Below are 23,184 nucleotides of genomic sequence, written 5' to 3'. Positions count from 1 at the left end.
GCAATAGACTGCACTTAATACCTATAAAAAACAAACAAATACAAATTAAGTGGGTAATTCACTTTCACTTATTTAAAAATCGATGTAATTAAAAAAAGCGTGTATTATCATTCGCAATCAAAGCATTATTACACAGCGAGATATTTTGAAACTCTGGTTACGTCGTATTCATCTTTTATTGGCACTAATAAGCGGCCTATTTTTACTCATACTTAGCCTAACTGGCGCTGTTTTAATTTATGCTAATGATATTCAGTATTATTTTCAGCCAGACAAATGGCAAGTTAGCAATAAGAGTACAGTACTAAACCCAAGTGCATTAATAAGTACAGTACAGGCACAAACGGATTCAAAAATAGTACGTTATATGCCTCAAGAAAATGTAAACGCTGCCTGGCCAGTTAGATTACAAGATGGCACAAATGCCAATGTAAACCCCTACACAGGCCAAGTGATTTACAGATACGAAAGTACAGATACGCTTTATGGGTTTACCCTTGCTTTACACCGTTGGCTGTTACTTGAAAATGACAAGGGCGATAAGCCTTTAAAAAATTGGGTATCGATTTGTGCTTTGCTATTAATAATAAACGCGTTAGTAGGCTTTTATTTATGGGTTAAGCCTAAAAATCGTTTAAAACGCCTCGCAATAAAACCTAAAGCAAAATTTAGAGTGTTGATGTATCAGCTACATACTGTTGCTGGGGTGTACGTTTTAATACCGCTGATACTAATCGCTTTTACTGGAATGGCATTTAATTGGAAGAATGCCACTCAATTAGTTTTGGAAACCGCCATGTTTTCGCAAATAGAGCAAAGGCCTAAAACCCCACAAATCGAGCCTCAACCGGGTAACTCTATTGACTACGATAGCGCAATAAACAATGCACTTAGCGTATTTCCTAATGGCAGTTTATATCGCATTTACTTACCTAAAAAAAGTACAGACCCTATAGCGCTTCGAATACAAAACCTGGGTGAGAGTCACGCATATAGCTGGGTATGGGTGAATCCATTTACGGCCAGGGTCCTTGATTTTTATGATGCAAGTAAAGCTAATTTTGTTACTCAAACTTGGAATTTTAAATATAAATTCCATACTGGTAATTTTGCAGGGCCAATCGTTAACTTTTTATGGCTCTTAATCGTGTTTTCGCTAAGCTTTTTTATAGTCAGTGGTTTTTACTTTTGGGCTAAACGTCATAAATGGATGTAACTTTGGTAGTTTAAACACAAACACTAAACTGTTCATAAACCAAGCACTAACGCAAACTTAAACAAGAATCAAAATCAATAGTAACACAATGATTTTTATAGAAAAACTTGCAAAAAGCATAAATTTAACTACACTGTGCTCAATTCAAAATAGTTAAGGTGATTTATCATGAAAGGTAATCAAAAAGTAATCGATGCATTTAATACTTTGCTAGCCAACGAGTTAGCTGCAATAGATCAGTATTTTATTCACTCACGCATGTACGATGACTGGGGTTTAGATAAATTATATGTTCGCCTTAACCACGAAATGGAAGAAGAAAAAGATCACGCTGATTGGTTGATCAAACGTATTTTATTTTTAGAAGGCGTACCAAACATGACTAAGCGTCGTGACTTATTAATTGGTACTGACGTAAAAAGTATGATGCAAAACGATTTAACACTTGAGCTAGAAGTAGTCGCATGTGTTAAAGAGGTAATTGCTATTTGTGAAGAACAGCAAGATTATCAATCACGCGAAGTGCTAGAAAAACTGTTATTTGATACTGAAGAAGACCATGTTTACTGGTTAGAGCAACAACTTGGTCTAATAGACAAAATTGGTACTCAAAACTATCACCAAGCGCAAATGGGCGAGTAAGGAGCATATACTATGAAAGGCGATAAAGACGTAATAGCAGCTTTAAACAAAGTACTCGCTAATGAGCTTGTTGGTATTAATCAGTACTTTTTACATGCACGTATGTTTAAAGACTTTGGTTTTAGCCAGTTAGATAAAGCAGACTACAAAGTTTCAATTCAAAAAATGAAAAATGCTGATCGTTTAATCGAACGTATTTTGTTTTTAGAAGGCTTACCTAATTTACAAGATTTAGGTCGTTTACGTATTGGCGAAAACAGCGAAGAAATGATTGCGGCTAACATGAGTTTTGAACTTGATACAATTGACGACTTACGCAGTGCAATTAAACTTGCTGAAAGCAAAAAAGACTACATTAGCCGTGAAGCATTAGACAACATTATGAATGAGCAAGAAGAGCAAATTGACTGGCTAGAAACTCAGCAATTACTTATTCAAAATACGGGTCTTGAAAACTACTTACAATCTCAACTGTAAGGTAAATTTAGATCACAAAAAAAGCAGCTATAAAGCTGCTTTTTTTATGAGTTTTTTAAAGTGTAATTACGCAACTTGATCGGTAATATCAGCAATTTCAATGAGTTTACGATTAAGGATCTTTTTAGTACAACAACAACACTTACCGCATTGGCTGCCTACTTTAAGCTCTTTAGTTAATTCACGCATGGTGGTTGCACCATCGTCAATTGTTTGCTCAATTTTTTTATCTGTCACACCATGACAAAGACAAATATACATGAATACAAACCGCCTCGATTACATTTAATGCATGCATATTAATCTAAACAATAATGGTTATCAATTGTTTTTGTTCTATGTATTTAAAATTTTTATCAAGCCGAAGTTAACTACCTGAATATACTTAAGATTAACATAATAAAAATTGCTATGTTAATCTTTTACTTTATCGGTGCAATAACATCCTTTTGTGTCGTTAAGTAACAGTTTGCTGTTAAAGCCAGCTACAAGGTTGGTAATAACGGTTTCAACAAAACCGCGGCCTTGCGCGCAGCCAAGCCCTTCTGAAAGAGGCCCTGCATAAACAAATTGCCCTTCTTCATCTAGGACTACAGCAGCAGGTGTGGCCGGTACAAGTGTTTGTAACGTTTGGCTCTGCTCAATTTTAATCACTGCTATATTATGCTCACTAGAAAACCTTATCAGCTGCTTTAAATGGGGATCGGCTTGTTTAGTGCACCCGCAGTCGGGGTCAGTAACAATAATTAGCGTGGCAAATTTGTTTTGCGGGTACTCAATAAGCTGTTTAAAGTTATTAAACCAACCAGGCTTGTTAAGTACCTTATAAGGGTCGAATGGGCTTAACTGACCTAACTGAAAGTAAACCAAACCTGTAACCGTCAGCGCTAACCAAACAATAACTACCGCAATAATAACGCACTGCTTGTTATTTAAACTTCGCAATGCTTTGCTCTAGCACATCAATACTTACGTCTATCATTTGTACTTTTGCAGTTAACTGTTCAACAATTTGAGTATCTTGATATTGATTTTGATGCATTTGCTCGGTGCTTGATGCAATTTGTTGGGTATTAATAGCCTGCTCAGCAACTACTTGAGCTACAGAGTCAGTGCTATGGCTTACTGCTTTTATTTGCTCACTCATTGTGGTTATATTTTCTTTCATTGCGGTGCTAATGTGCGTTAAATCAACCACAAAATTTACACATTGGCTCATAGATTGTGTTGAGGTTTTGCTGTTAGTAACTAAGTCTTTAAGCGTTAAGCTAATTTTGTCGGTAGTTGCTTTACTGCTGGTCGCAAGCGAGCGCACTTCATCGGCTACAACTGCAAAACCTCGTCCGTGCTCACCTGCCCTAGCGGCTTCAATGGCGGCGTTAAGCGCTAGTAAATTTGTTTGCTCTGCAATGCCCGAAATTTCATTAAGTAAACTTGAAATTACATCGCCTGCTGCAACCAAATGATTTATTTGCTCCTCGGTATGGTTGAGCAAAGTTAGTAATTCGGTACTTTTAGCATCACTTTGCATTACGTCATTTAGTGCATCATTTGCAGCTTTAGTAATATTATCGACTTGCTGCTTTAAAATTTCACTTTCATCCTCTACCAGCTTAAAGCCTTGTGCAACCTGTGCACCCGAGGCTGCAATTTCGTTAGTTTGCTGTGTTCTTTGCTGTGCTCCTAAAGCAAGCTCATCATGAACACCTATTAACTCTTGTGAGTTACTTTGCAATGAAAGTGACTGGGTTTGTACTTGCTTTATTACTTCTGATAAATACTCTAATAATGTGTTAAAACCGGATACAGATTTACTATTAGTGTCGTCTGCTCGCAGCGAAAGCTGTACTTTTTCGGGGTCTTGCATTATCCCTTCTGTTGCATTAGTTAAAGACTGCCCAGCTTTACGCTCTTGCTGTAAAGTATTTGCAATGTAGCCTGCAACAAACACTTCAACAACAGCATATCCTGCGTGAATAAGTACCGTTGTAAAAGCCAGCCTATCTGGGTCAAACACATAAAAACCCGTACCTTGGGTTTGAAGGTAATAAAAACTTAAGTGATGAATGGCTACAAAAATAATGGCTGTTATAAACACTTGCCATTTAACAAACATTATTAACATCGCCATTAATATAAATATTTCAAAATGTACTTCTATAAGCCCGTACGCTTGCTGAATATGTAAAAACGAAAACATCATTATTGCGGCTGCAACAACATGACCTGTTATAGGGTTATCGGCTTGAGTGCGGAGCAACCAAATAGGCACTAAGCCTAGCGGTAAACCTACTAAAAATGCTTGTTGCAGGGTGTCAAAGTAAATCCCAATCCCTATTGATTCGACAAACAATAAACTAAAAATAATAGTAAATAACCGGCTTACACTAGACATAAACACCTTTAACTGAGCTCAAATTAAATAAAACTAAGCTTTGTACGTACACATTTGCTTGCAAGCTCACTATTGCAAAAAACAAAGCAATTAATTTATAAATTATATTCAGACGACTTCATTTAATAATTTTTAAAATTTCTTTAAATTTAGAAGTCGCCGCTTTTTTTGTCCATTGAAAAATAATAGATTCTACAGATGAAATAATTGCCCCCGCGTCGCGCATTTGTTCAATCGCTATTTTTTTATGTCGCTTATTACGAGAGCCTATAGCATCGGCGGCAATCACCACCTTAAAGCCCTTATCTAATAAATCTAAGCACGTTTGTAATACACATACATGCGCCTCCGTACCTATTACTACCACTTCAGGGCGCTCATAACCAGTAATTGATTGTAAAAACTCAGGTTCGTTACACGCACTAAAGTGGGTTTTATTAAAATAGGCGCTAAGGTTGAGTTCTTTTTTTAATAAAGGGTGAGTGAAACCTAGACCTTGTGGGTATTGCTCAGTAACCATAATTGGAATAGAGAGCACATTGCTGCCTTGCACTAGTTTTAACGCACAATCTAATAACGATGAAAAGTTATTAATTGCAGGTGACAACTTCGTTTGAATATCAATAATAAGCAACATACTTTGCTGAGCATCTAAATTATTCATTGTGTGAACACACTCTTGTAAATCGTTATTTATAACTAGAAAGCTTAGTTTAGCCCATTAAAAACAACTAATTTTAGTTTTCTTTATTTGTCATTCAAATGTAAATTTATGTGCTATATTTAGCACTTAGAAAATATAGTCATTTGTTTTAGAGCGAGTAATTTAGTGCGTTTAAGTCAGTTGTTTGTTCTCGTTACTACTTGTTTAATGTTATATGCGACCAGTGTTATTGCCACTACAAACTATGCACAACAGTTGCAACGAATTTCAACTGATGAAGGGCTGTCGCAAAGCTATGTTACCCAAATTATACAAGACGATATTGGCTATATTTGGATAGCAACAGCACAAGGTTTAAACCGCTTTGATGGTTACACTGTTAAACCCTTTGGTGTAAATACTCCGCTTGATGAAAGTTATATTGTCACTTTATTTAAAACCCATAATGGCGATATTTTTGTCTCTACCGAAAGCGCAGGTGCCTATTTAATAAACCCAAGTACGTTAAACACACAACAAGTATACACCGGCAGTTTATCTCACGAGGATACGCGTTTTGCTCCCATTGAAACGGTTATTCAACACGACGACACCTTATTCTTTGCAATATTAAACAGTGTTTATTCATTTAATTTAAAAAATAATGCCTTTAGCCAAGTAATTAAGCTTGAACATGAAAGTATAATTAGAAGTTTTGAGTACGTTAATAACAACCTTTATCTGGGGACTCATGAAGGGCTTTATCAGTATGGTTTAACAACCAGTGAGTTGTTAAAACTTGCTCTGCAGCAACCCCATAATCAAAACGCCGATAATAATAACGTCAAGTTTTTAGCTATTGATAAAGAGATGGGTTTACTTGTTGGTACGGTAGAGGGTATGTACTTAATTGGCTATGATAATAATCACACTTTAGATTACAAAAACACTGCAATTAATATTATACCAAGCTATAACATTTGGGATTACGTAAACACGCCTTATGGAGAATTTATAGCCACCGAACAAGGTCTTTTCGAATATTACAGAGCAGATAACAAAACCGAGTTAGTACTTAGCTTTGATCAAAGTAAATACAACATTACTGAAAATACCATAAATGATGTAATGGTTGATAAAACGGGGGTTTTTTGGCTCGCTTCCCGTACTCAAGGTGCTTTAACTTGGTCTATTCATACCAGGCGATTTGAAAAAACCACCCTACCTGAAAATAACTTTATAAACACCATATATCAAGACACAGACGGCTCCATTTGGTATGGCACCGATAATGGACTTGCACATAATAAAAATAACCAGACACTCTATTTTTTGAAATCTGATGACCCAAAAGCGGTGTATGGAGAGCATGCCGTTTACGATATTCACGAAGCACATTTAACCGAAAACTCAGATTATTTGTGGCTTGTTCGTTATTACGAATTAACTTTATTTGATAAAAACTCTGGGAAAGAGGTTTTAAAAAAAGATTTAAACAGTACTTTTAATAATAAAACTGATATTTACGGCCTAGCCGAAATAGCCGATGACACCTTCGCCTTTTTCACCGATGATAATTTTTTTATTTACGATGGAAAATCAGGCGTAACACGTGTTATTAAAGATTTGAAAGCGCACACAGACCCGTTAAAAGCCTACACATTTCATAAGCCGTTGTCCTCACACCCAAATGAGTTATTGCTAAGTACTTCCTCACACTTTTATCGCTATAACGAAGCCTCGGGCAAGCTAACACAAATTTACCAAACGGCTAAAAGTAATGACAAAAATTACCACACGGTAGAAAATTGGATTATAGATAATAACAATACTTTATGGCTAGCAACAACGAGCGAAGGTTTAGTTGGGCTTAATGCCAAAAGCTACGAAAAAAAATATCATTTTAATATTGGTAAAGGGCTACAAACCGAATCTATTTATGCATTTGAGCCAGACCAATATGGCAATATTTGGTTTAGTAGTAAAAATGGCTTGTACCGAATTGACATAAGCACACAGTCTCTTAGAGCCTTTACTGTAAAAGACGGCCTTGCAGTGAACCAGTTCACGCCATTAGGTGCCATTAAACTCAATAACCAAAAATTAATGTTTGGCACCAGCTATGGCACAGTATCTATTGATCCAAAAGAGTTTACTAACAATGCCAGCAACATGGTGGTTAATACACACATTACTAACGTAACCTTGCTTTCAAAAGACTTAAAATATTTTCCCGATAAGTTTAATATTGAGCCGTTAATATTAAATAACGATGATATGGGTTTAGAATTTAGTTTTTCGAACTTCGACTTTAATAATATTAATAACACACGCTATAGAGTAACTTTAGAGGGGCCAACACCACTGAATTACAACAACCTCACCTCAAACAAGATATTTTTTACCAAGTTGCAGCCTGGTACTTACACGCTGAGTGCTCAATCATATAACTTAAATGATAAAAAAATGTCAGAGCCTACATCTATAGAGTTTGAAGTTAAACATGCTGCTTGGTTTTCACCTTATGCGTACACGGCATACTTTTTAATAACGTTATCTATTTTATGCTTAATTTTTTGGCAGTACCGCAGCCGACAAATTGCGATAGCCCATGCTCACTACGAAACACTACAATCTCAAAAACAAACTGAGCTTGCTTTAAGTAACAATAAAAGTGGAATTTGGGATTATCACTATAAAGACGACACCGTAAATACTAACCGAGGAGAAGAGCTAGGCTATACCAACCTACCTCCCCGTATTCCTATTAACCGCTATCTCGCGTTGATTCACCCCGAAGACAGGCCAAGAATAGAAGCATATTGGCTCGGGGATTTACAGCAAACTGAGACTACACATTGGCAAGCAACTTATCGTTTGCAGCATCAGCAAGGGCATTGGTTGTGGTACCAAGACCTTGGGCAAGTTATTTTAGATGAAGATACACAAACGCCTTTATATGTATCAGGTATTTATACAAATATTACCGAGCAGCGGGCTAATGAGCAGCAAGCCAGTATTTTAGGTGAAGCATTTGGCCAAATAAACGACTGGCTTCTTATATTAGATAATAACATGCTGCCTTTTTCGGCGAATAATAGCTTTATTAAAACCTTCTCTTATAAAAACGATTCTGCGTTAAGTACAAAGGTATTTTTAAAAGCGATAGGCAAGACGCAATGTAAACAAATAGCGCACACTTTAAGGTCTCTCAAACCCCGAGAAAACTGGCGCACTGACACATATATAAAAACCAACCTTAGTCAAAATCACCCTGTACATATCAGTGCAACAGCCATCACACGCGATGACGATGCCATTAGTTACTATGTTATTGTTATTTCAGATTTAACAGAGCAAAAAAAGGCCGAAAATGAGCTGCGTTATTTAGCCAATTACGACCCTTTAACGCACTTACCTAACCGCAGCTTAATGTATCAAAACATCAGTAAAGCCATTAAAAATGCACAAAAAAATAATGCTCACTGCGCATTACTCTTTATTGATCTAGATAAGTTTAAACCGGTTAATGATACATTTGGTCACGCCGTAGGCGACCAGCTTCTGTGTAATATAACCCAAAGAGTGAATGCCATACTGCCCAATAAAACGTTGTTAGGCCGTCAAAGTGGCGACGAGTTTTTAGTATTGATTGAACAGGTTACTGAACTAACATTCCTTAAAGAAACAGTTAATAAATTGAGCGATGAACTTGCTAATAAAGTAACCATTGAAGATTTCTCAATTAATATTTCTGCGAGTATCGGGGTTGCCTTATTTCCTGACGACGCAACCACCACAGATATTTTAATAAGAAATGCCGACGTAGCAATGATGCATGCAAAGCAAGCCGGCAGAAACGGTTATAAGTTTTTTAATGAGTCAATGAATGAAAAAATAAAACAAAAATTGATTTTAGAAAATGACTTAAAAGATGCAACGCGTGATCAGTTATTGTTTAATCATTATCAGCCAATTGTTGATACCCAAGCGCAAACTATAAACGGTGTAGAGTTACTCATGCGCTGGGAAAATAAAACGCAATTTGTATCGCCTGCGTTATTTATACCCATTGCCGAAGAAACAGGATTAATAGAAACACTCACAGAGCAAGCCCTTAACCGTGCCTTGGTTGAACTTGCCCCAACACTTAGTGCAAACCCTCGTTTTTATATTTCGTTAAACTTATCACCTAAACATATTTTGCGCGCAAATATAGCCAATAGACTTATAGAAATACTCGCTAAACATAATGTAACCCCCGTTCAATTAAGGTTAGAGATCACCGAAAATATTTTACTTGAAGATAAGCATAAAGCTGCAAAACAGCTGAAAAAGCTAAAAGCGGCAGGGTTTAAGTTACTACTCGACGATTTTGGAACGGGGTATTCATCGCTCACCTATTTGAGTCAATTTCCGATTGATGTAATAAAAATCGACCAAAGTTTTGTAAATAATATAGGCGCCGACAAAGGCGATGAGTCTATTGTAAAAACAATTTACACCTTAGCGCAAAACCTAGATTTATACTGCATTGCTGAAGGTGTAGAAACCCACCAGCAAAAAGCATTTTTAGCTAATCTAGGGTGTCACGTTCTACAAGGGTATTATTTTGCAAAGCCGATGCGCGCTGAGCAACTGCAAAATGAAAATACACTCGCTCAAATAAGTAGGCTAATTAAAGAGTAATCAGCCTAACTATGAACGTGATGAGAGTCATGGCTTTCAATTTGCAACACGCTACTTTTAACATTAAAGCGCCCAGCAAGAAGCTTTTCGACTTTTTGTCGGCATGCTTCGTCGTGTTTTTCAATCGTACAATGCTGTTTTAATACAACATGAGCACCAACTACTACAGCTTCATCTTTTCTAACTACAGTCACGTTATGTACGTTATGTACATGCTCCATTTTAGTAATAGCGGCTTCAATATCACTCACTTTAGGTAATTTTGCATTGCTCGCAAAAAGCCCTTTAATGCAGCTAGAAATAACTTTAAGACCAGTAAATAAAACAAACGAGGCAATAAGCATACTTGAAAGAATATCAATAATATTCCAATCAGTTAGGTATATAAGTACGCCTGCTATAAAGGTAGAAATTGTAGATAGAATGTCGAAGAACGAATGTAAAAACACCGCGTAAACATTAATACTCGCTTTTCGCCCTTTATATAACACCCATGCAGCAGCACCATGAAATAAAAAACCAACAGAGGCAATACTCGACATTAAAAAGCTATTGATAGCTAGGTCATGGCCATCGTTATGATGGGAAATACGATCAACACCTTCATATAAAATAACGAGGCTGATTGCTAAATATAATACGCCATTTATCAATCCACCTATTAGCTCTGCGCGCTGATGTCCATCGTTATAAGTTTTAGCAAAATGTATTGCTAAGCTCGATGCAATAAGCGCAATAAAAAGTGAGCTATTATGTACAAATAAATGCCCTGCATCAGCCAGTACTGCGAGTGAATTAGCGTAATATGCGCCAATTAACTGAATAACCATAAACGAACATGTAATAGACAGCGCTATTAATAAACGGCGGCGCGAAGCCTCGTGTGTCGTGATTTCTGTCATGAAAAGCGTGAACAACCTATACTTAAAGCAACAATAAAGCCTGTGTTTGACTTAATAAGGGAAGAGTAATGATATAGAGTATCAAATTATAATACGTTGCAGCTTTTTACGCATCAAAAACTTAGTAAAAATCACAAAACTGTACTAAAAGTATTTAATAAGATAAAAATATTGTCGAAACAGTTATTTGAGGTTTATAAATAGTGAGTTTAAACTCAGCTGCACACTTTTGGGATACAGTAAAAGCGTTTCCCTGCCCTATTATTTTATGTAATAGCGAAACACAAAGCCTAAGCTTAAATACCCCCGCGCAAAAACTGTTGGGGATAAATGATCAACATCATCTAAGCAGAAATGCATTTAGTAATGTCACATTTATAAATCCACTAAGTAAAATAAGTGTCAGTATTGACGAATTATTTAGTACTTATATAACACCAAACTCTAGCGCCCGGGTCATAGTAGAAGTAGATAATGAGCAGTATTTGCAAAAAATTAAGCTTGTACGCTTTTCTAAAACACTCTCATTAGTGAGTTTAGAAGCGGTTGAGCGTGATGAAAGTACAGATAGTAATTTTGACAAAATCATCTCTGAGATTTCCACTGATTTAATCGATATTCAAAATGATAAGGTGGACCAATATATTGAACACGCTTTGTGTGCTATTGGGACGGTGTGTAATGCTGATCGCGCCTATATTTTTACTTTTAATGATGAAAACACCACCATTTCAAATACCCATGAGTGGGTTAATAAAGGGATTAAACCATTTAAAGCGCGTTTACAAAACTTACCCAAGTCAGAACTGCCATATTTTTTTAGTTTAATGAACACCGCGCATCTTTTTAAAACAAATGATGTGAATGATTTACCAGAACAAGCAAGAGCAGAAAAGCGAGAATTTAAATTACAAAAAATTAAGTCTGTTTTATGTATTGGCCTTCGATTTGATAACAAACTTATTGGATTTATAGGCTGCGATTGTGTTGAACAAAAACGCCGCTGGTCAGAAAGAGATTTGATACGCCTAAAACTTGTTGGAGAAATCATTGCTAATGCACTTAAAAACCTCAGCTATAAAGCTGAGCTGCAATCAATTCAATTACAACTCATTACTGCAAATCAAAAATTAAACGAGTTGGTAAACACCGACAGCCTAACTAATATCGCTAACAGACGCTGCTTTGACCTTACACTCGAGTGTGAAATAAAGCGCTGCGCAAGGTCAAACCAACCTTTAAGCTTAATAATATGCGATATAGACTTTTTTAAAAATTACAACGACAGCTATGGTCACCAACAAGGAGATGAAGCTTTAATTAAAGTAGCGAACGCTTTGCAGTCGCAATGCCGTCGTCAGGGCGATTTGGCAGCTCGATACGGCGGAGAGGAATTTGCGATTATTCTCCCATCAACAAATGCAGAGCACTGCCATCAATTTACAGCGCTTATTCAACAAGCAATTAAAGATGCTGCTATTACACATAAAAGCTCATCTATAGAGAAACTACTTACATTAAGCATTGGGTACTATTGCATAACACCGGATAAAAACACCACTCCACAATGTTTTATAAACCGTGCCGACAAAGCACTATACCAAGCGAAGGAAACTGGCCGTAATAAAGTATGCCAATATAATAGCAGTTCATAAAATACACTTTCACTGGTGCGAAAAATTAAGTAGTGATAATCTATACAAGCTGAAATTATAAACAATACAACCACTCAGCCACTAATTACTATAAGGAATTTTTAGATGGACCCAATCACTCAAATACTTAATATGGTATTTACTGTTGAAGCATTTTTACTTATTTTTGTAATTGTTCTTTTAAAAAGCAGTGTTAAATTTGTTCCTCAGAATCGAGCTTGGCTGATTGAACGTTTTGGTAAGTACCAATCGACCAAAGAGGCTGGCCTTAATTTTATTGTACCATTTATAGATCGCATAGCCGCTGACCGTAGTTTAAAAGAGCAAGCGCAAGATGTTCCATCTCAGTCAGCTATTACTAAAGATAACATATCGCTTATCGTTGATGGCGTGCTGTACTTTCGTGTCCTAGACCCATACAAAGCTACATATGGTGTAGATGACTATGTATTTGCTGTAACACAACTTTCGCAAACTACAATGCGTTCTGAATTGGGTAAAATGGAATTAGACAAAACATTTGAAGAACGAGATTTATTAAATACAAATATTGTTGCAGCAATAAACCAAGCTGCAGAACCTTGGGGTATCCAAGTTCTTCGTTATGAAATAAAAGATATTGTTCCACCACAGTCTGTAATGGAAGCTATGGAAGCACAAATGAAGGCTGAACGGGTTAAACGAGCACAAATATTAGAATCTGAAGGCGATCGCCAAGCAAATATCAATGTAGCTGAAGGTAAAAAACAAGCGCAAGTACTCGCTGCTGAGGCAGAAAAAGCAGAGCAAATACTTCGTGCAGAAGGTGAAGCAAAAGCAATTATTGCTGTAGCGGAAGCACAAGCTGATGCACTTCGAGAGGTAGGTGCCGCCGCAGATACTGAGCAAGGTCAAAAAGCAATTCAACTCGACCTCGCAACAAAAGCGATAGCCGCTAAAGAAGCGATTGCTAAAGAGTCTTCTGTTGTACTCTTACCTGATAACGCTACGGATGCTAGCTCGTTAGTAGCTCAAGGTATGTCCATCATTAATACATTAAATAAAAACCAGAAATTTCAATAAAGCAGAAGTTAAGTAACACCAGGAGTAAATATGGAGCTAATTACGCAAAACTTACCTCAAGCGCTTATGGTGTTCGGTATAATTGCATTAATTATTGAAGTAGCAGTATTAGGACTTTCTACAATTATTCTGCTTTTTTTAGGCCTCTCATTGTTCTCAACCGGTCTTATGATGTCAATGGGTATCTTACCAGATACCCTACCTACTGCACTTTGGAGTAATACAATCGCCACCACTAGTTTAGCGCTTGTATTATGGAAGCCACTTAAGCGTATGCAGGAACATGTTGATAAGAAACAGATAAATAGTGACTTTGCTGAACTTACTTTTATTCTACAAACCGATTTATCACCACAGAGTGAAGTTTTATATCAATACTCAGGCATTAACTGGCACCTAAAAAGCAAGCAACCAATCAGTGCCGGTACTGAGGTAATGGTAATAAAAAAAGAGGTAGGTGTTATGTGGGTCACTCCCACTTTATAAAATTTGCTTGATCATATAACAACGGGCGGCTCAAACTGCCCGTTTTTTATACCTGTTATTTTAAAAACGTTCCCTTGTTGATTTTGGTGTGTGTTTGTATCTTCGCTTGCTGAAGTTATAAACAAGTACTGTGCTTTATTGCCTCCAAAAGCAACACTGGTAGGTTTATTTGCCGCAAGTTTAATTGTTTTAATTAACTTTCCCTTTGGTGATAAACACATAACACAGCCCATATTCCACACAGCTAGCCATAAGTTACCAATAGTATCGACCACGCAACCGTCAGGGTCTACGTTAGTATTTTCAAATTGATAAAATATGTTTTTTGCTAAATTAGGTTCACCGGTGTGCTCGTTCACGGTTAAAAAATAAATACAGCTGGTTTTTGAGTCGCAGTAATATGCTCGAGCGCGTGCTTTGTCAAAACATAAACCATTGGGAATACTTAAACCTTCAACTACACACGTTAATTGGCTTTTATAAAACCGATAAATTTTACCTTGCCCGGCTGAGGCGTTTTTATCCATGGTGCTTAACCAAAAGCCACCCCATGGGTCGGCTCGGCCATCATTAGAGCGCCTAGTTAACTGTGTGTCTTCTAAAAGAGTAAGTGTTATTCGAATGTTAGTTTTTATGTGGTATTTATAAATACCCGTATCGGTACTTAATAACAGGTGTGATTTATCAAGCCACGCTATTGCGCTTAGTGTATCGGGCATTGCTGTTTGCGTAGTCACAGATGAAGACAATGACTTACTCAGTAATAAGCTTTGCTTAATATCTACCCAAAAAAGCGTATTTAATAACGGGTGCCAAAGTGGGCTTTCCCCTAGTTTATTTTGAACATCACTAAATACGGTCACATTTGAGTCAATCATAAATAACTATTCTGTACTATTAACAAAACCTTATAATTGCAAAACTTTACCAGATATAGCTGTAGTAGGCGATCATACTAAGCACTTTAAATATAATTTATACCCGTTTGTGCACTTTAAATGCGCTTGTTTAATAACTGCTTAAAACTATTAGCGCATTTAAAAGTTAATTGATTATACCGATTTAAACTCACCGATTGTTTAGCTAACTATATACCCAAATAAACAGCAGCTCCTATCGCTCTTTCAGTTGTTAATTGTTAATATCAAAGCAAGGAGACTATTAGTATGATTAATAATAACAATATACATTCTTTAGTTGTTGAAGGCGGCGCAATGCGCGGTATTTTTGCCGCTGGCGTGCTTGATGAATTTTTAACGCAAAATTACCAGCCTTTTAGCAATTATTTTGGGGTATCTGCAGGTGCAACTAACGTTGCCGCATACTTGTGCCAACAACCCAAACGAAACTATAGAGTTATTACCGATTTTTCATGCAGGCCTGAATTTATAAATTTGCCGCGATTTATTAAAGGGGGTCATTTATTTGATTTAGATTGGCTATGGCAAGCCACAATTGAAGAAATACCACTTAATACCCAGGTATTTGAGCAAACACCCCACGAGTTTTATATTGTATCTACTGCAATTAATACCGGCAAAGCCCATTATTTAAAAGCCACAAGCAGCGAAATGGTTGAACAACTCAAAGCTTCTTGCGCTATTCCAATTGCGTATCGCGATTACCCTGTAATTAATAATGAACCTATGACAGACGGCGGTGTAGCCGACTCAATCCCCGTTATAAAAGCCTATGAAATGGGCGCAAAAGAAATTACTGTGGTGTTGTCTCAGCCACTGGGCTACAGAAAAAAGCCCAGTAAGTCGCATTGGTTTACAAAAAAGCTTTATAAAAATTACCCTGCACTCATTACCAGTTCAATTAATAGGGCTAACGTTTACAACAAAAGCATTGATTTTATTAACGCCCCACCAGCTGATTGCAAAATAAATATAATTGCGCCACCGCCCCAATTTAAAGTGGGCCGTACCACTAAAAACGTTAACCTGCTAAATAATGGTTATAAAATGGGAATTGATGCTGCTAAAGCGTTTTTAACTTAAGCTTGGTGTTTACCCATAGCAATAGCTATAAATAACCCTATAACCATTAGTGCACTAAGCGCACATACAATGCCGCCTATAACACCATACACACCAACAAAACATAACGCGCCACTAAACGTAAATATACATAGCAGCCCCCATTTGGCACCTTGAACTATACGAGTGTTACGTAATACAAGTAACGCTAAAAACAAACATATTAACGCTGCTAAACTTAATAGTGTGTTCATACGGCTTCTACTCCTATAGCTACTTTATGTTCTGGGCTTGTTTTTATAACCCCCCATATACACACTGCACCTACAAATAAAAAGCATACATCTGTTACGGCTACTAATACGCTATTAAGATTAAGTACATTATTAACGCCCAACAACATGTTTAGCGGTAAAACACTAATAAGCGCAAGCCCACACAGTAATAGTGTTACTCTAAAATAGCGTTTATGATTTACCCAAAACAGAGCGGTCACTATCCACATCAGCCAGCTGTAAAAAAATACAGGGCCAAAATAAGCATTATGCTTTGCTCCTTCTACCGCAAAATTTAAAATTATTTGCACCGGAAATAACACAAAACAAGCTAACACTAATCCGCCACAGCTGCCTATAATTAACCTGTTCCACCTAGAGTAAGCTAACTGACTAAGTGTTGGGTTACTGCTACGAGTACGTTTGGCCAGCCACATCATCATGCCTGAAAGCGGCATAAGAGCACAGCTTAGCCCTAGCAATACCCAAAGCATTTTTACAAACAGGCCTGCAAAATTACCAAAGTGCAGCGGGAATAGTATTTCTATCACTTTTATTGATATTCCTGCTATATCGCCAAAGCTACTCATTGAAGTAACATAATCACCGTTACCGCTGTAATGCAGCAGCTGCGAGGCAACAGCCTCCCCGCCTAATAGACGTAAATACACCTGTGCATTTGCATCGTTGTGCGCCATAACCGTAGCGTCTAAAATAACTGCATCAGGAAAGCGCTGCTGAGCGTCGGTTAAAATACCCGAAATATTTGTTGGTTGATGTACGGTGCTAATAACCGGCTCGGGGATAGCGGTAAAGGTTTCAATTAACTTATCCTGATCACCACCAAAACTTACAAACGCAGCGGCTGGCAGTAAAATAACGGTAGCGAGCCCTAAAAAAGCCCCACTAAAACCAATAACAATATTAAAAATACTGCCCCAAATACCCATTACTTTATGGCCATCACTTATGGTTACATCAAATCCTTTGCGCCACCTAAACGAAAACATTTCTTTAATCAATTTACGATGAATAAACAAGCCTGTCACTGTGCTCACTAATAATGTTAAGCCTAAAAACCCAGTTAATATAAGTCCTATCGGGCGCCCTAAGTGTAAATCGGCATGAAACTCTCCAATATAGCTTGCTGCATCAGTTTTTTTATTTGCATAGTAAGCTTTACTCGGCCCGTAATACGTATTTACCAACTCTAAACTATGAGGGTTAAACTCAAATGCACGCAGCACCTCTTGCTGGTATTGCTCATCTCCGTGATGAGACTCAAACACTAAAGCTAATAAATGAAAGTTATGACCTGTTGGCATAAATACATGAATATTTTCACCAAATGCTTCAGGCACTTTTTTATGATACATATTCACCAATTCGGTAATTTTTGCATTTGGAATTTGCTGAGCTTGTTGCAGCGATTGGTTGGCCCAAATTTTAAGTTCAGGCCTAGCAAGCACTGCTAGCGCGCCCGTAAAAGCCACAATAAATAATAATATGGCGGTAACTACACCTACCCAGCTGTGTAATAAAAATAGCTTTTTTAATGTAATTGATTTCATCCTTGCCCCTGCGCTAACGCTAAATAACTCAATGCCCCATGCACCGCACATAATATTGTCATTACAAGTAACGGATGCCATGCTTTTTCTGCTATGTAGGCATAAATAAACAACCCAACCCAAATAATAGGAAACAATAAAATGGGTAGTAAAATTTGCTCACTCATTTGTAAAGGCAAATAGGTTGTCATGCCTGAAACCATCACAGTTGCAGTAATAAGTGCGAGTAAACACGCCATAATATGGCGGCGCTTAGTAGCACTAAAGGTTTTTTTAGTTTTCATTTTTAAGCTCAATTAGCGGTTTACATACACCCAAGCAGTATATACAAATAACAATTGTTTGTATTATATTGCGCATTTGTAAATTAAAGCAATATTTTAAACAAATTTAATCTGCGCTTTTCAAAAGTTTTTTGTTTAATAATAAAATCTTACGCTTGGTATTAAGTTTTTACAGTCATTGAATGCATTACTATTTAGGGGCTTTAAATAGTGGGGAATAGATGTAAGCCAGCCGATTGATTAGTTGTGAGCATTTATTGTTTAAGCTTTGCGAGCGCACTGTATTTGGTGTTATTTTACTAACCTAGCTTACGTTTAAATTAAGGACTCCCATGAGCGAGAAAATGAACCCAGAAGCCCTACACGCACTTAAAATTGCATTTACTTATATGCCGCAAGCTATCGAAGTTACTAAATATGAATACGGGGAGCGGTATCAAACAGTCCTTGACCATATTGAAGCCGTTCGCGAAACGCTGTTAATTAACGATGTAGACCCAGAGGAAGTAGGTGGCGATATAAACCCTGAATACACGCCCAATTCAACCTATTAAAAAATTAAGTGCAGTTCGCTGCACTTTATTCATGAGCAAGACAATTTAATAAGCCCCAGCCAATATGCACTTAAAGTTCAAATTGGCATTTACGTAGTTAAACTATAAAAATAAGCTAAGCTATATCAAAGCAGCTTAATTTATTTATGCGTTAAAACATCTGCTTAAAGCTAACTTACATGTAAAACATCAGTTTGAGCTTTTTAATAATGCTAAACTAATAAAGAAAACACCGCCCCTGCCGACAAACGGGTGTAGCAATAAAAACAAAAAAGGTAAGTACGTTGAATTTTTTAAGACGTTTTCACGATATTGTCTCTGATCAAGCATTAAACTTTGATAACAAAATAAAAAGCTTATTAAATTTTGGCCTCGAAGTTTTCAATCTTGATATTGCAATCATCAGCAAAGTTGAAACTGACTGTTACACCGTGCTTTATGCCATAACACCCGACAATTCGTTAACACCTGGTACTCAGTTTGATTTAGACGGCACATATTGCGTTCATACGTTGGGCGCAGGCTCCGCATTAGCTTTTCATAAAGCGTCGCAAAGTAGTATTGCAAACCACCCCTGCTACCTTAATTTTCAGTTAGAGTCTTATATCGGTGCGCCAATAAAAGTAGGCGGAAAAATTTTCGGTACTGTTAATTTTTCATCACCTAACGACTCATCTGCGTTTAGCGACGAAGCATACGACTACATTGAGTTATTTGCTCAATGGTTAGGATCAGAATTTGCAAAAATAGATACAAAAGAACAACTTTTAAAAAATAGTCACACCCTCTCCAAGCTTGAAAGTGTCGCTAATATTGGCACTTGGGAAGTAGACCTAGTCGAAAACAAAGTATATTGGAGTAAACAAACTAGGCGTATCCACCAAGTAGCAGACGACTACCAGCCAATCATCGATACTGCTATTGAATTTTATAAAGAAGGTAAAAGCAGAGATGCCATCAACAAAGCGGTTGAGGATGCAGTAACTAAAGGAAGTAAATGGAATTTAGAGCTTGAAATAATAACAGCTAAAAATCAGCATGTTTGGATTGCAACCTTTGGAGAAGCTGAATTCATTGATGGTAAGTGCGTTAGGCTGTTTGGTACCTTTCAAGACATAACAGAGTCCATTTTACTTAGAGAAGCGCTTAAAGAAAAAAAAGCCGAAGCTGAACGCATGCTCGAAGACAGAAGCATGCTATTTGCTAAAATTAGCCACGAACTTCGTACGCCACTCAACGGCATCACAGGTATGCTCACTACGCTAATTGATGAACAAAATACGCAAAAACGAGATGAAAAAATTAAAATAGCGCTTAGAAGCGCCGATATACTTTTGAACATAATTAACGAAGTACTCGATTTTTCTAAAATAAACCATGGCGAACTTAAATTAGAGCCCACTGATGTACTTTTAAAAACCATATTTAGCGACTTAGCTTCACTTTACACGCCTTTATTTAAAGATACTTCGGTAGAATTGGTTATCGAAAACAATATACCTAATACCTGCTGGGCATTTTGTGACAGTACTCGCCTTAGCCAAATCACCTCCAACTTATTAAGTAACGCATTAAAATTTACCGAGCAAGGCTTTGTAAAACTCAAAACAGAAGTGATTAATAGTAATAACGCTTTAACTCTTGCCATTACTGTAACCGATTCGGGGCGAGGCATGACCCCGTCATTTTTAGAATCGTTATTTTCCCCCTTTACGCAAGAAGTAGATGCTAAAAATAACAAAGGGGGAACAGGGCTTGGCCTTGCGATAATTAAAGAGCTGGTTGAATACATGGGCGGCTCTATTAACGTGTCGAGTGAAATAGCTAAAGGCTCTAGATTTAATATAAGTATTCCGTTAGCACTTGGAAAAGAGCAAGTGCTTGATGACATTAAATCTAAAATTGAGCTAAATAGCCATTTACTGTCTGTGCTAATTGTTGATGACAACGATATTAACCGCCGGGTTTTAGATGCTTCACTCGATAAACTTAACGTAAAAGCAGATACAGCCATTGACGGCCAAGACGCCATATTCAAATGTAAGCAAAAGCATTACGATCTCATTTTTATGGATTGTATTATGCCAATTCTTGATGGCTTTGAAGCAACTAAAGAGCTGCGTAGTCAAAATATTTGTACTAAAGAGGCAACTTATATCGTAGCGCTAACTGCTAATACATCGTCGCAAGATAAACTAGCTTGCCAGCAAGCCGGAATGGATATGTTTGTTTCTAAACCATTTAAGCTGCCGCATATCGAAAAAGCAGTATCTAATGCCTTAGAACATACAGCTAAAGTTAACTCCTTTAACTAGGGTATAAAATGAAAAATATAATAAGAACATTACTCTTTACTGTACTGTGTTTAGCCATATTTAAAGGCATTTCCACTGAGCAATGGAGTTCATCAATAACGGTGGTTATTGTATCAGGCGTATTGCTATTAGTTACGTTTATCAGTGGTAAAGCATCACGTGGCTCTTCAACTTACACCAGCAGTGACTCTTCAATTTATTCTAGTAATAACTCACATTCTAATAATGATTGCGGTGGAGGTTCTGGCGGCTGTGATTAATTCTATTATTTAAAGTACTAAAAAAGCCGCCTTTGGAGAGGGCGGCTTGGGTTAACAAACAGCTTTGGGTGTACCTTGCTGTTATATCAAGAGAGGGTTTTACAGTCTAAGCAGCTGTTTTGTCTTGCTCGCTTTCTTCGCTGTTGCGAATTAAGTAATCAAAAGCACCTAAACTTGCTGTTGCGCCACTGCCCATGGCAATAATAATTTGCTTAAATGGGGTATTTGTTGCATCACCTGCGCCATAAACACCAGGTAATGACGTAGCACCTTTTGCATCAACTAATATTTCACCAAATTTACTTAACTCTAAGTCACTAATTTTTAACCACTCAGTGTTAGGTATTAAGCCTATTTGAACAAAAATACCCGCTAAAGTAAGTGCCTTACTATCACCTGTTACTCGGTCTGTGTAAGTAAGTCCTGTCACTTTTTTACCATCGCCAAGTACTTCTGTAGTTTGGGCGTTTTTAATAATAGTAATATTATTTAAGCTGTTTGCTTTGCGAATAAGTACTTCATCGGCGCGTAGTGTATCTGCAAACTCAAGCACTGTTACGTGCTCAACAATATTTGCTAAATCGATTGCGGCTTCAATACCAGAGTTACCACCGCCAATTACAGCTACAGGCTTACCTTTAAATAAGGGGCCGTCACAATGCGGGCAGTACGCTACACCGTGTCCGCGGTACTCTTGCTCACCGGGTACGTTCATTTCGCGCCAGCGTGCACCGGTTGCTAAAACTAGCGATTTAGCTTTTAAAGTAGCCCCGTTTTCAAGCGTAATTTCGTATTTGTTATTAACGCGTTCAAGCCCTGCAGCACGTTGGTTATGCATTACATCAACATCGTACTCTTTCACATGCTCTTCAAGCTGTGCAACAAGCTTAGGACCTTCAGTGGCTTTAACCGATATAAAGTTTTCAATAGCTAATGTGTCAGCAACTTGCCCACCAAATCGCTCTGCAACAATACCGGTATTTAACCCTTTACGTGCAGAATAAATTGCAGCTGATGCACCGGCAGGTCCGCCACCTACTACTAATACGTCAAATTCGTCTTTTTCGCTAAGTGCCGCAGCTTGGCGTGCTGCACCTTTACTGTCTACTTTGTTTAATATGTCAGTTAGGCTTAATGCACCTTGGCTAAATGGTTCGCCATTTAAATAAACAGCCGGTACTGCTAAAATGTTGCGCTCTTCTACTTCCTCTTGAAATAGTGCGCCGTCAATCATTGTTGCTTTAATTTTGCTATTAGTCGCAGCCATTGTGTTTAGCGCCTGCACTACTTGTGGGCACGTTTGGCAACTCAAGCTAATGTAGATTTCAAAATTAAGTTCTTGATCAAGTGATTGTATTTGTTCAATGTCTTCGCTTTTTGCTTTACTTGCATGTCCGCCAGTATGTAAAAGCGCCAACACTAAACTTGTAAATTCGTGTCCCATCGGTACGCCTGCAAACGTAATGTGGGTGTTTTTAACCGGTGAATGTACAACCATAGACGGGCGTCGTGCGCTGGTATCAGGGTTGGTAACTACCGTAAACTTATCGCTTAATGATGCTAAGTCGTTTGCTAAGCTTTCAACTTCTGCTGATTTTTTGCTGTCATCCAAGGCAATAAGCAGCTCAACAGGTTGAGTAAGCGATTCAAAATGGCTTTTTAATTGATTTTTAATGTTGTTATCTAACATGGCTTAACCCTTTTTAGGAAAATTTAAACAGCAAGCCTCCCATGCCAATAAACGCATGTGCTTAATTATCAAATTGAGATAGGAGG

General features: G+C 37.4%; 21 protein-coding genes. 11 read left to right on the top strand and 10 right to left on the bottom strand.

Going from position 1 to position 23,184, the window contains the following annotated elements:
• Positions 1 to 145 precede the first annotated feature (145 nt).
• The 3 genes from PESP_RS18965 (at position 146) to bfr (PESP_RS18955) (ending at position 2,335) form a co-directional block, all read left to right on the top strand.
• Positions 146 to 1,216 (top strand): PepSY-associated TM helix domain-containing protein, encoded by a 1,071-nt coding sequence (locus tag PESP_RS18965; RefSeq protein ID WP_089349569.1) that lies wholly within the window; start codon positions 146 to 148, stop codon positions 1,214 to 1,216.
• Positions 1,217 to 1,384: 168 nt separating this feature from the next.
• The gene (gene bfr, locus PESP_RS18960) at positions 1,385 to 1,858 is read left to right on the top strand and encodes a bacterioferritin (RefSeq protein ID WP_089349568.1); all 474 of its coding nucleotides are present in this window, start codon (positions 1,385 to 1,387) and stop codon (positions 1,856 to 1,858) included.
• A gap of 12 nt (positions 1,859 to 1,870) precedes the next feature.
• Positions 1,871 to 2,335 (top strand): bacterioferritin, encoded by a 465-nt coding sequence (gene bfr / locus PESP_RS18955; RefSeq protein WP_089349567.1) that lies wholly within the window; start codon positions 1,871 to 1,873, stop codon positions 2,333 to 2,335.
• A 66-nt stretch (positions 2,336 to 2,401) separates the two neighbouring features.
• On the opposite strand, the gene PESP_RS18950 is transcribed toward bfr (PESP_RS18955), so the two are convergent.
• The 4 genes from PESP_RS18950 to PESP_RS18935 form a co-directional block, all read right to left on the bottom strand.
• Positions 2,402 to 2,596, bottom strand: a complete 195-nt coding sequence (locus tag PESP_RS18950; protein ID WP_004588794.1) for a (2Fe-2S)-binding protein — start codon at positions 2,594 to 2,596, stop codon at positions 2,402 to 2,404.
• A 153-nt stretch (positions 2,597 to 2,749) separates the two neighbouring features.
• Complete coding sequence (locus tag PESP_RS18945; protein ID WP_089349566.1) at positions 2,750 to 3,280, bottom strand: DUF6436 domain-containing protein; 531 nt, start codon at positions 3,278 to 3,280, stop codon at positions 2,750 to 2,752.
• Entirely contained in the window at positions 3,264 to 4,730 is a 1,467-nt protein-coding gene (locus PESP_RS18940) for a methyl-accepting chemotaxis protein (RefSeq protein ID WP_089349565.1), read from the bottom strand. The genes PESP_RS18945 and PESP_RS18940 overlap by 17 nt, the downstream gene beginning before the upstream one ends.
• A 118-nt stretch (positions 4,731 to 4,848) precedes the next feature.
• Positions 4,849 to 5,394, bottom strand: a complete 546-nt coding sequence (locus tag PESP_RS18935; protein ID WP_089349564.1) for an isochorismatase family protein — start codon at positions 5,392 to 5,394, stop codon at positions 4,849 to 4,851.
• Between the two features lie 165 nt (positions 5,395 to 5,559).
• On the opposite strand from PESP_RS18935, the gene PESP_RS18930 reads away from it, so the two are divergent.
• Entirely contained in the window at positions 5,560 to 10,062 is a 4,503-nt protein-coding gene (locus PESP_RS18930) for an EAL domain-containing protein (protein ID WP_425439920.1), read from the top strand.
• A gap of 5 nt (positions 10,063 to 10,067) precedes the next feature.
• Here the strand turns inward: PESP_RS18930 and PESP_RS18925 are convergent, their stop codons facing one another.
• On the bottom strand, positions 10,068 to 10,964 hold the full coding sequence (locus PESP_RS18925) for a cation diffusion facilitator family transporter (RefSeq protein WP_089349562.1): 897 nt from the start codon (positions 10,962 to 10,964) through the stop codon (positions 10,068 to 10,070).
• 203 nt (positions 10,965 to 11,167) lie between these two features.
• Between PESP_RS18925 and PESP_RS18920 the strand changes: the two genes are divergently transcribed.
• From PESP_RS18920 to PESP_RS18910, 3 genes are all read left to right on the top strand, one after another.
• Positions 11,168 to 12,619, top strand: coding sequence for a diguanylate cyclase domain-containing protein (locus PESP_RS18920; protein ID WP_245852249.1), 1,452 nt, complete (start codon positions 11,168 to 11,170; stop codon positions 12,617 to 12,619).
• A 105-nt stretch (positions 12,620 to 12,724) separates the two neighbouring features.
• A complete protein-coding gene (locus tag PESP_RS18915) occupies positions 12,725 to 13,681 on the top strand; it encodes an SPFH domain-containing protein (protein WP_089349561.1) in 957 nt (318 codons plus the stop codon).
• Between the two features lie 30 nt (positions 13,682 to 13,711).
• The gene (locus PESP_RS18910) at positions 13,712 to 14,167 is read left to right on the top strand and encodes an NfeD family protein (protein WP_089349560.1); all 456 of its coding nucleotides are present in this window, start codon (positions 13,712 to 13,714) and stop codon (positions 14,165 to 14,167) included.
• Positions 14,168 to 14,178: 11 nt separating this feature from the next.
• On the opposite strand, the gene PESP_RS18905 is transcribed toward PESP_RS18910, so the two are convergent.
• A complete protein-coding gene (locus PESP_RS18905) occupies positions 14,179 to 15,045 on the bottom strand; it encodes an SMP-30/gluconolactonase/LRE family protein (protein ID WP_089349559.1) in 867 nt (288 codons plus the stop codon).
• Positions 15,046 to 15,333: 288 nt separating this feature from the next.
• On the opposite strand from PESP_RS18905, the gene PESP_RS18900 reads away from it, so the two are divergent.
• A complete protein-coding gene (locus PESP_RS18900) occupies positions 15,334 to 16,170 on the top strand; it encodes a patatin-like phospholipase family protein (RefSeq protein WP_089349558.1) in 837 nt (278 codons plus the stop codon).
• On the opposite strand, the gene PESP_RS18895 is transcribed toward PESP_RS18900, so the two are convergent.
• Genes PESP_RS18895 through PESP_RS18885 form a run of 3 tightly spaced genes read right to left on the bottom strand, consistent with a single transcriptional unit; the run spans position 16,167 to position 18,279 of the window.
• Complete coding sequence (locus tag PESP_RS18895) at positions 16,167 to 16,403, bottom strand: hypothetical protein (RefSeq protein ID WP_089349557.1); 237 nt, start codon at positions 16,401 to 16,403, stop codon at positions 16,167 to 16,169. The genes PESP_RS18900 and PESP_RS18895 overlap by 4 nt on opposite strands.
• Positions 16,400 to 17,995 (bottom strand): PepSY-associated TM helix domain-containing protein, encoded by a 1,596-nt coding sequence (locus PESP_RS18890; RefSeq protein ID WP_089349556.1) that lies wholly within the window; start codon positions 17,993 to 17,995, stop codon positions 16,400 to 16,402. The genes PESP_RS18895 and PESP_RS18890 overlap by 4 nt, the downstream gene beginning before the upstream one ends.
• A complete protein-coding gene (locus tag PESP_RS18885) occupies positions 17,992 to 18,279 on the bottom strand; it encodes a hypothetical protein (RefSeq protein ID WP_089349555.1) in 288 nt (95 codons plus the stop codon). Before PESP_RS18885 ends, PESP_RS18890 begins: the two co-directional genes overlap by 4 nt.
• A gap of 332 nt (positions 18,280 to 18,611) precedes the next feature.
• Between PESP_RS18885 and PESP_RS18880 the strand changes: the two genes are divergently transcribed.
• The 3 genes from PESP_RS18880 (at position 18,612) to PESP_RS18870 (ending at position 21,408) form a co-directional block, all read left to right on the top strand.
• Positions 18,612 to 18,833, top strand: a complete 222-nt coding sequence (locus PESP_RS18880) for a penicillin-binding protein (RefSeq protein WP_089349554.1) — start codon at positions 18,612 to 18,614, stop codon at positions 18,831 to 18,833.
• A 284-nt stretch (positions 18,834 to 19,117) separates the two neighbouring features.
• On the top strand, positions 19,118 to 21,148 hold the full coding sequence (locus PESP_RS18875; RefSeq protein WP_089349553.1) for a hybrid sensor histidine kinase/response regulator: 2,031 nt from the start codon (positions 19,118 to 19,120) through the stop codon (positions 21,146 to 21,148).
• Between the two features lie 8 nt (positions 21,149 to 21,156).
• The gene (locus PESP_RS18870) at positions 21,157 to 21,408 is read left to right on the top strand and encodes a hypothetical protein (protein ID WP_089349552.1); all 252 of its coding nucleotides are present in this window, start codon (positions 21,157 to 21,159) and stop codon (positions 21,406 to 21,408) included.
• A gap of 106 nt (positions 21,409 to 21,514) precedes the next feature.
• Here PESP_RS18870 and ahpF read toward each other — a convergent pair whose 3' ends face one another.
• Entirely contained in the window at positions 21,515 to 23,098 is a 1,584-nt protein-coding gene (ahpF, locus tag PESP_RS18865) for an alkyl hydroperoxide reductase subunit F (RefSeq protein ID WP_089349551.1), read from the bottom strand.
• Between the last annotated feature and the right edge of the window lie 86 nt (positions 23,099 to 23,184).

The sequence above is a fragment of the Pseudoalteromonas espejiana DSM 9414 genome (assembly GCF_002221525.1).
Taxonomy (GTDB): Bacteria; Pseudomonadota; Gammaproteobacteria; order Enterobacterales; family Alteromonadaceae; genus Pseudoalteromonas; species Pseudoalteromonas espejiana.
This window is presented reverse-complemented; position numbering and strand designations above follow the sequence as displayed.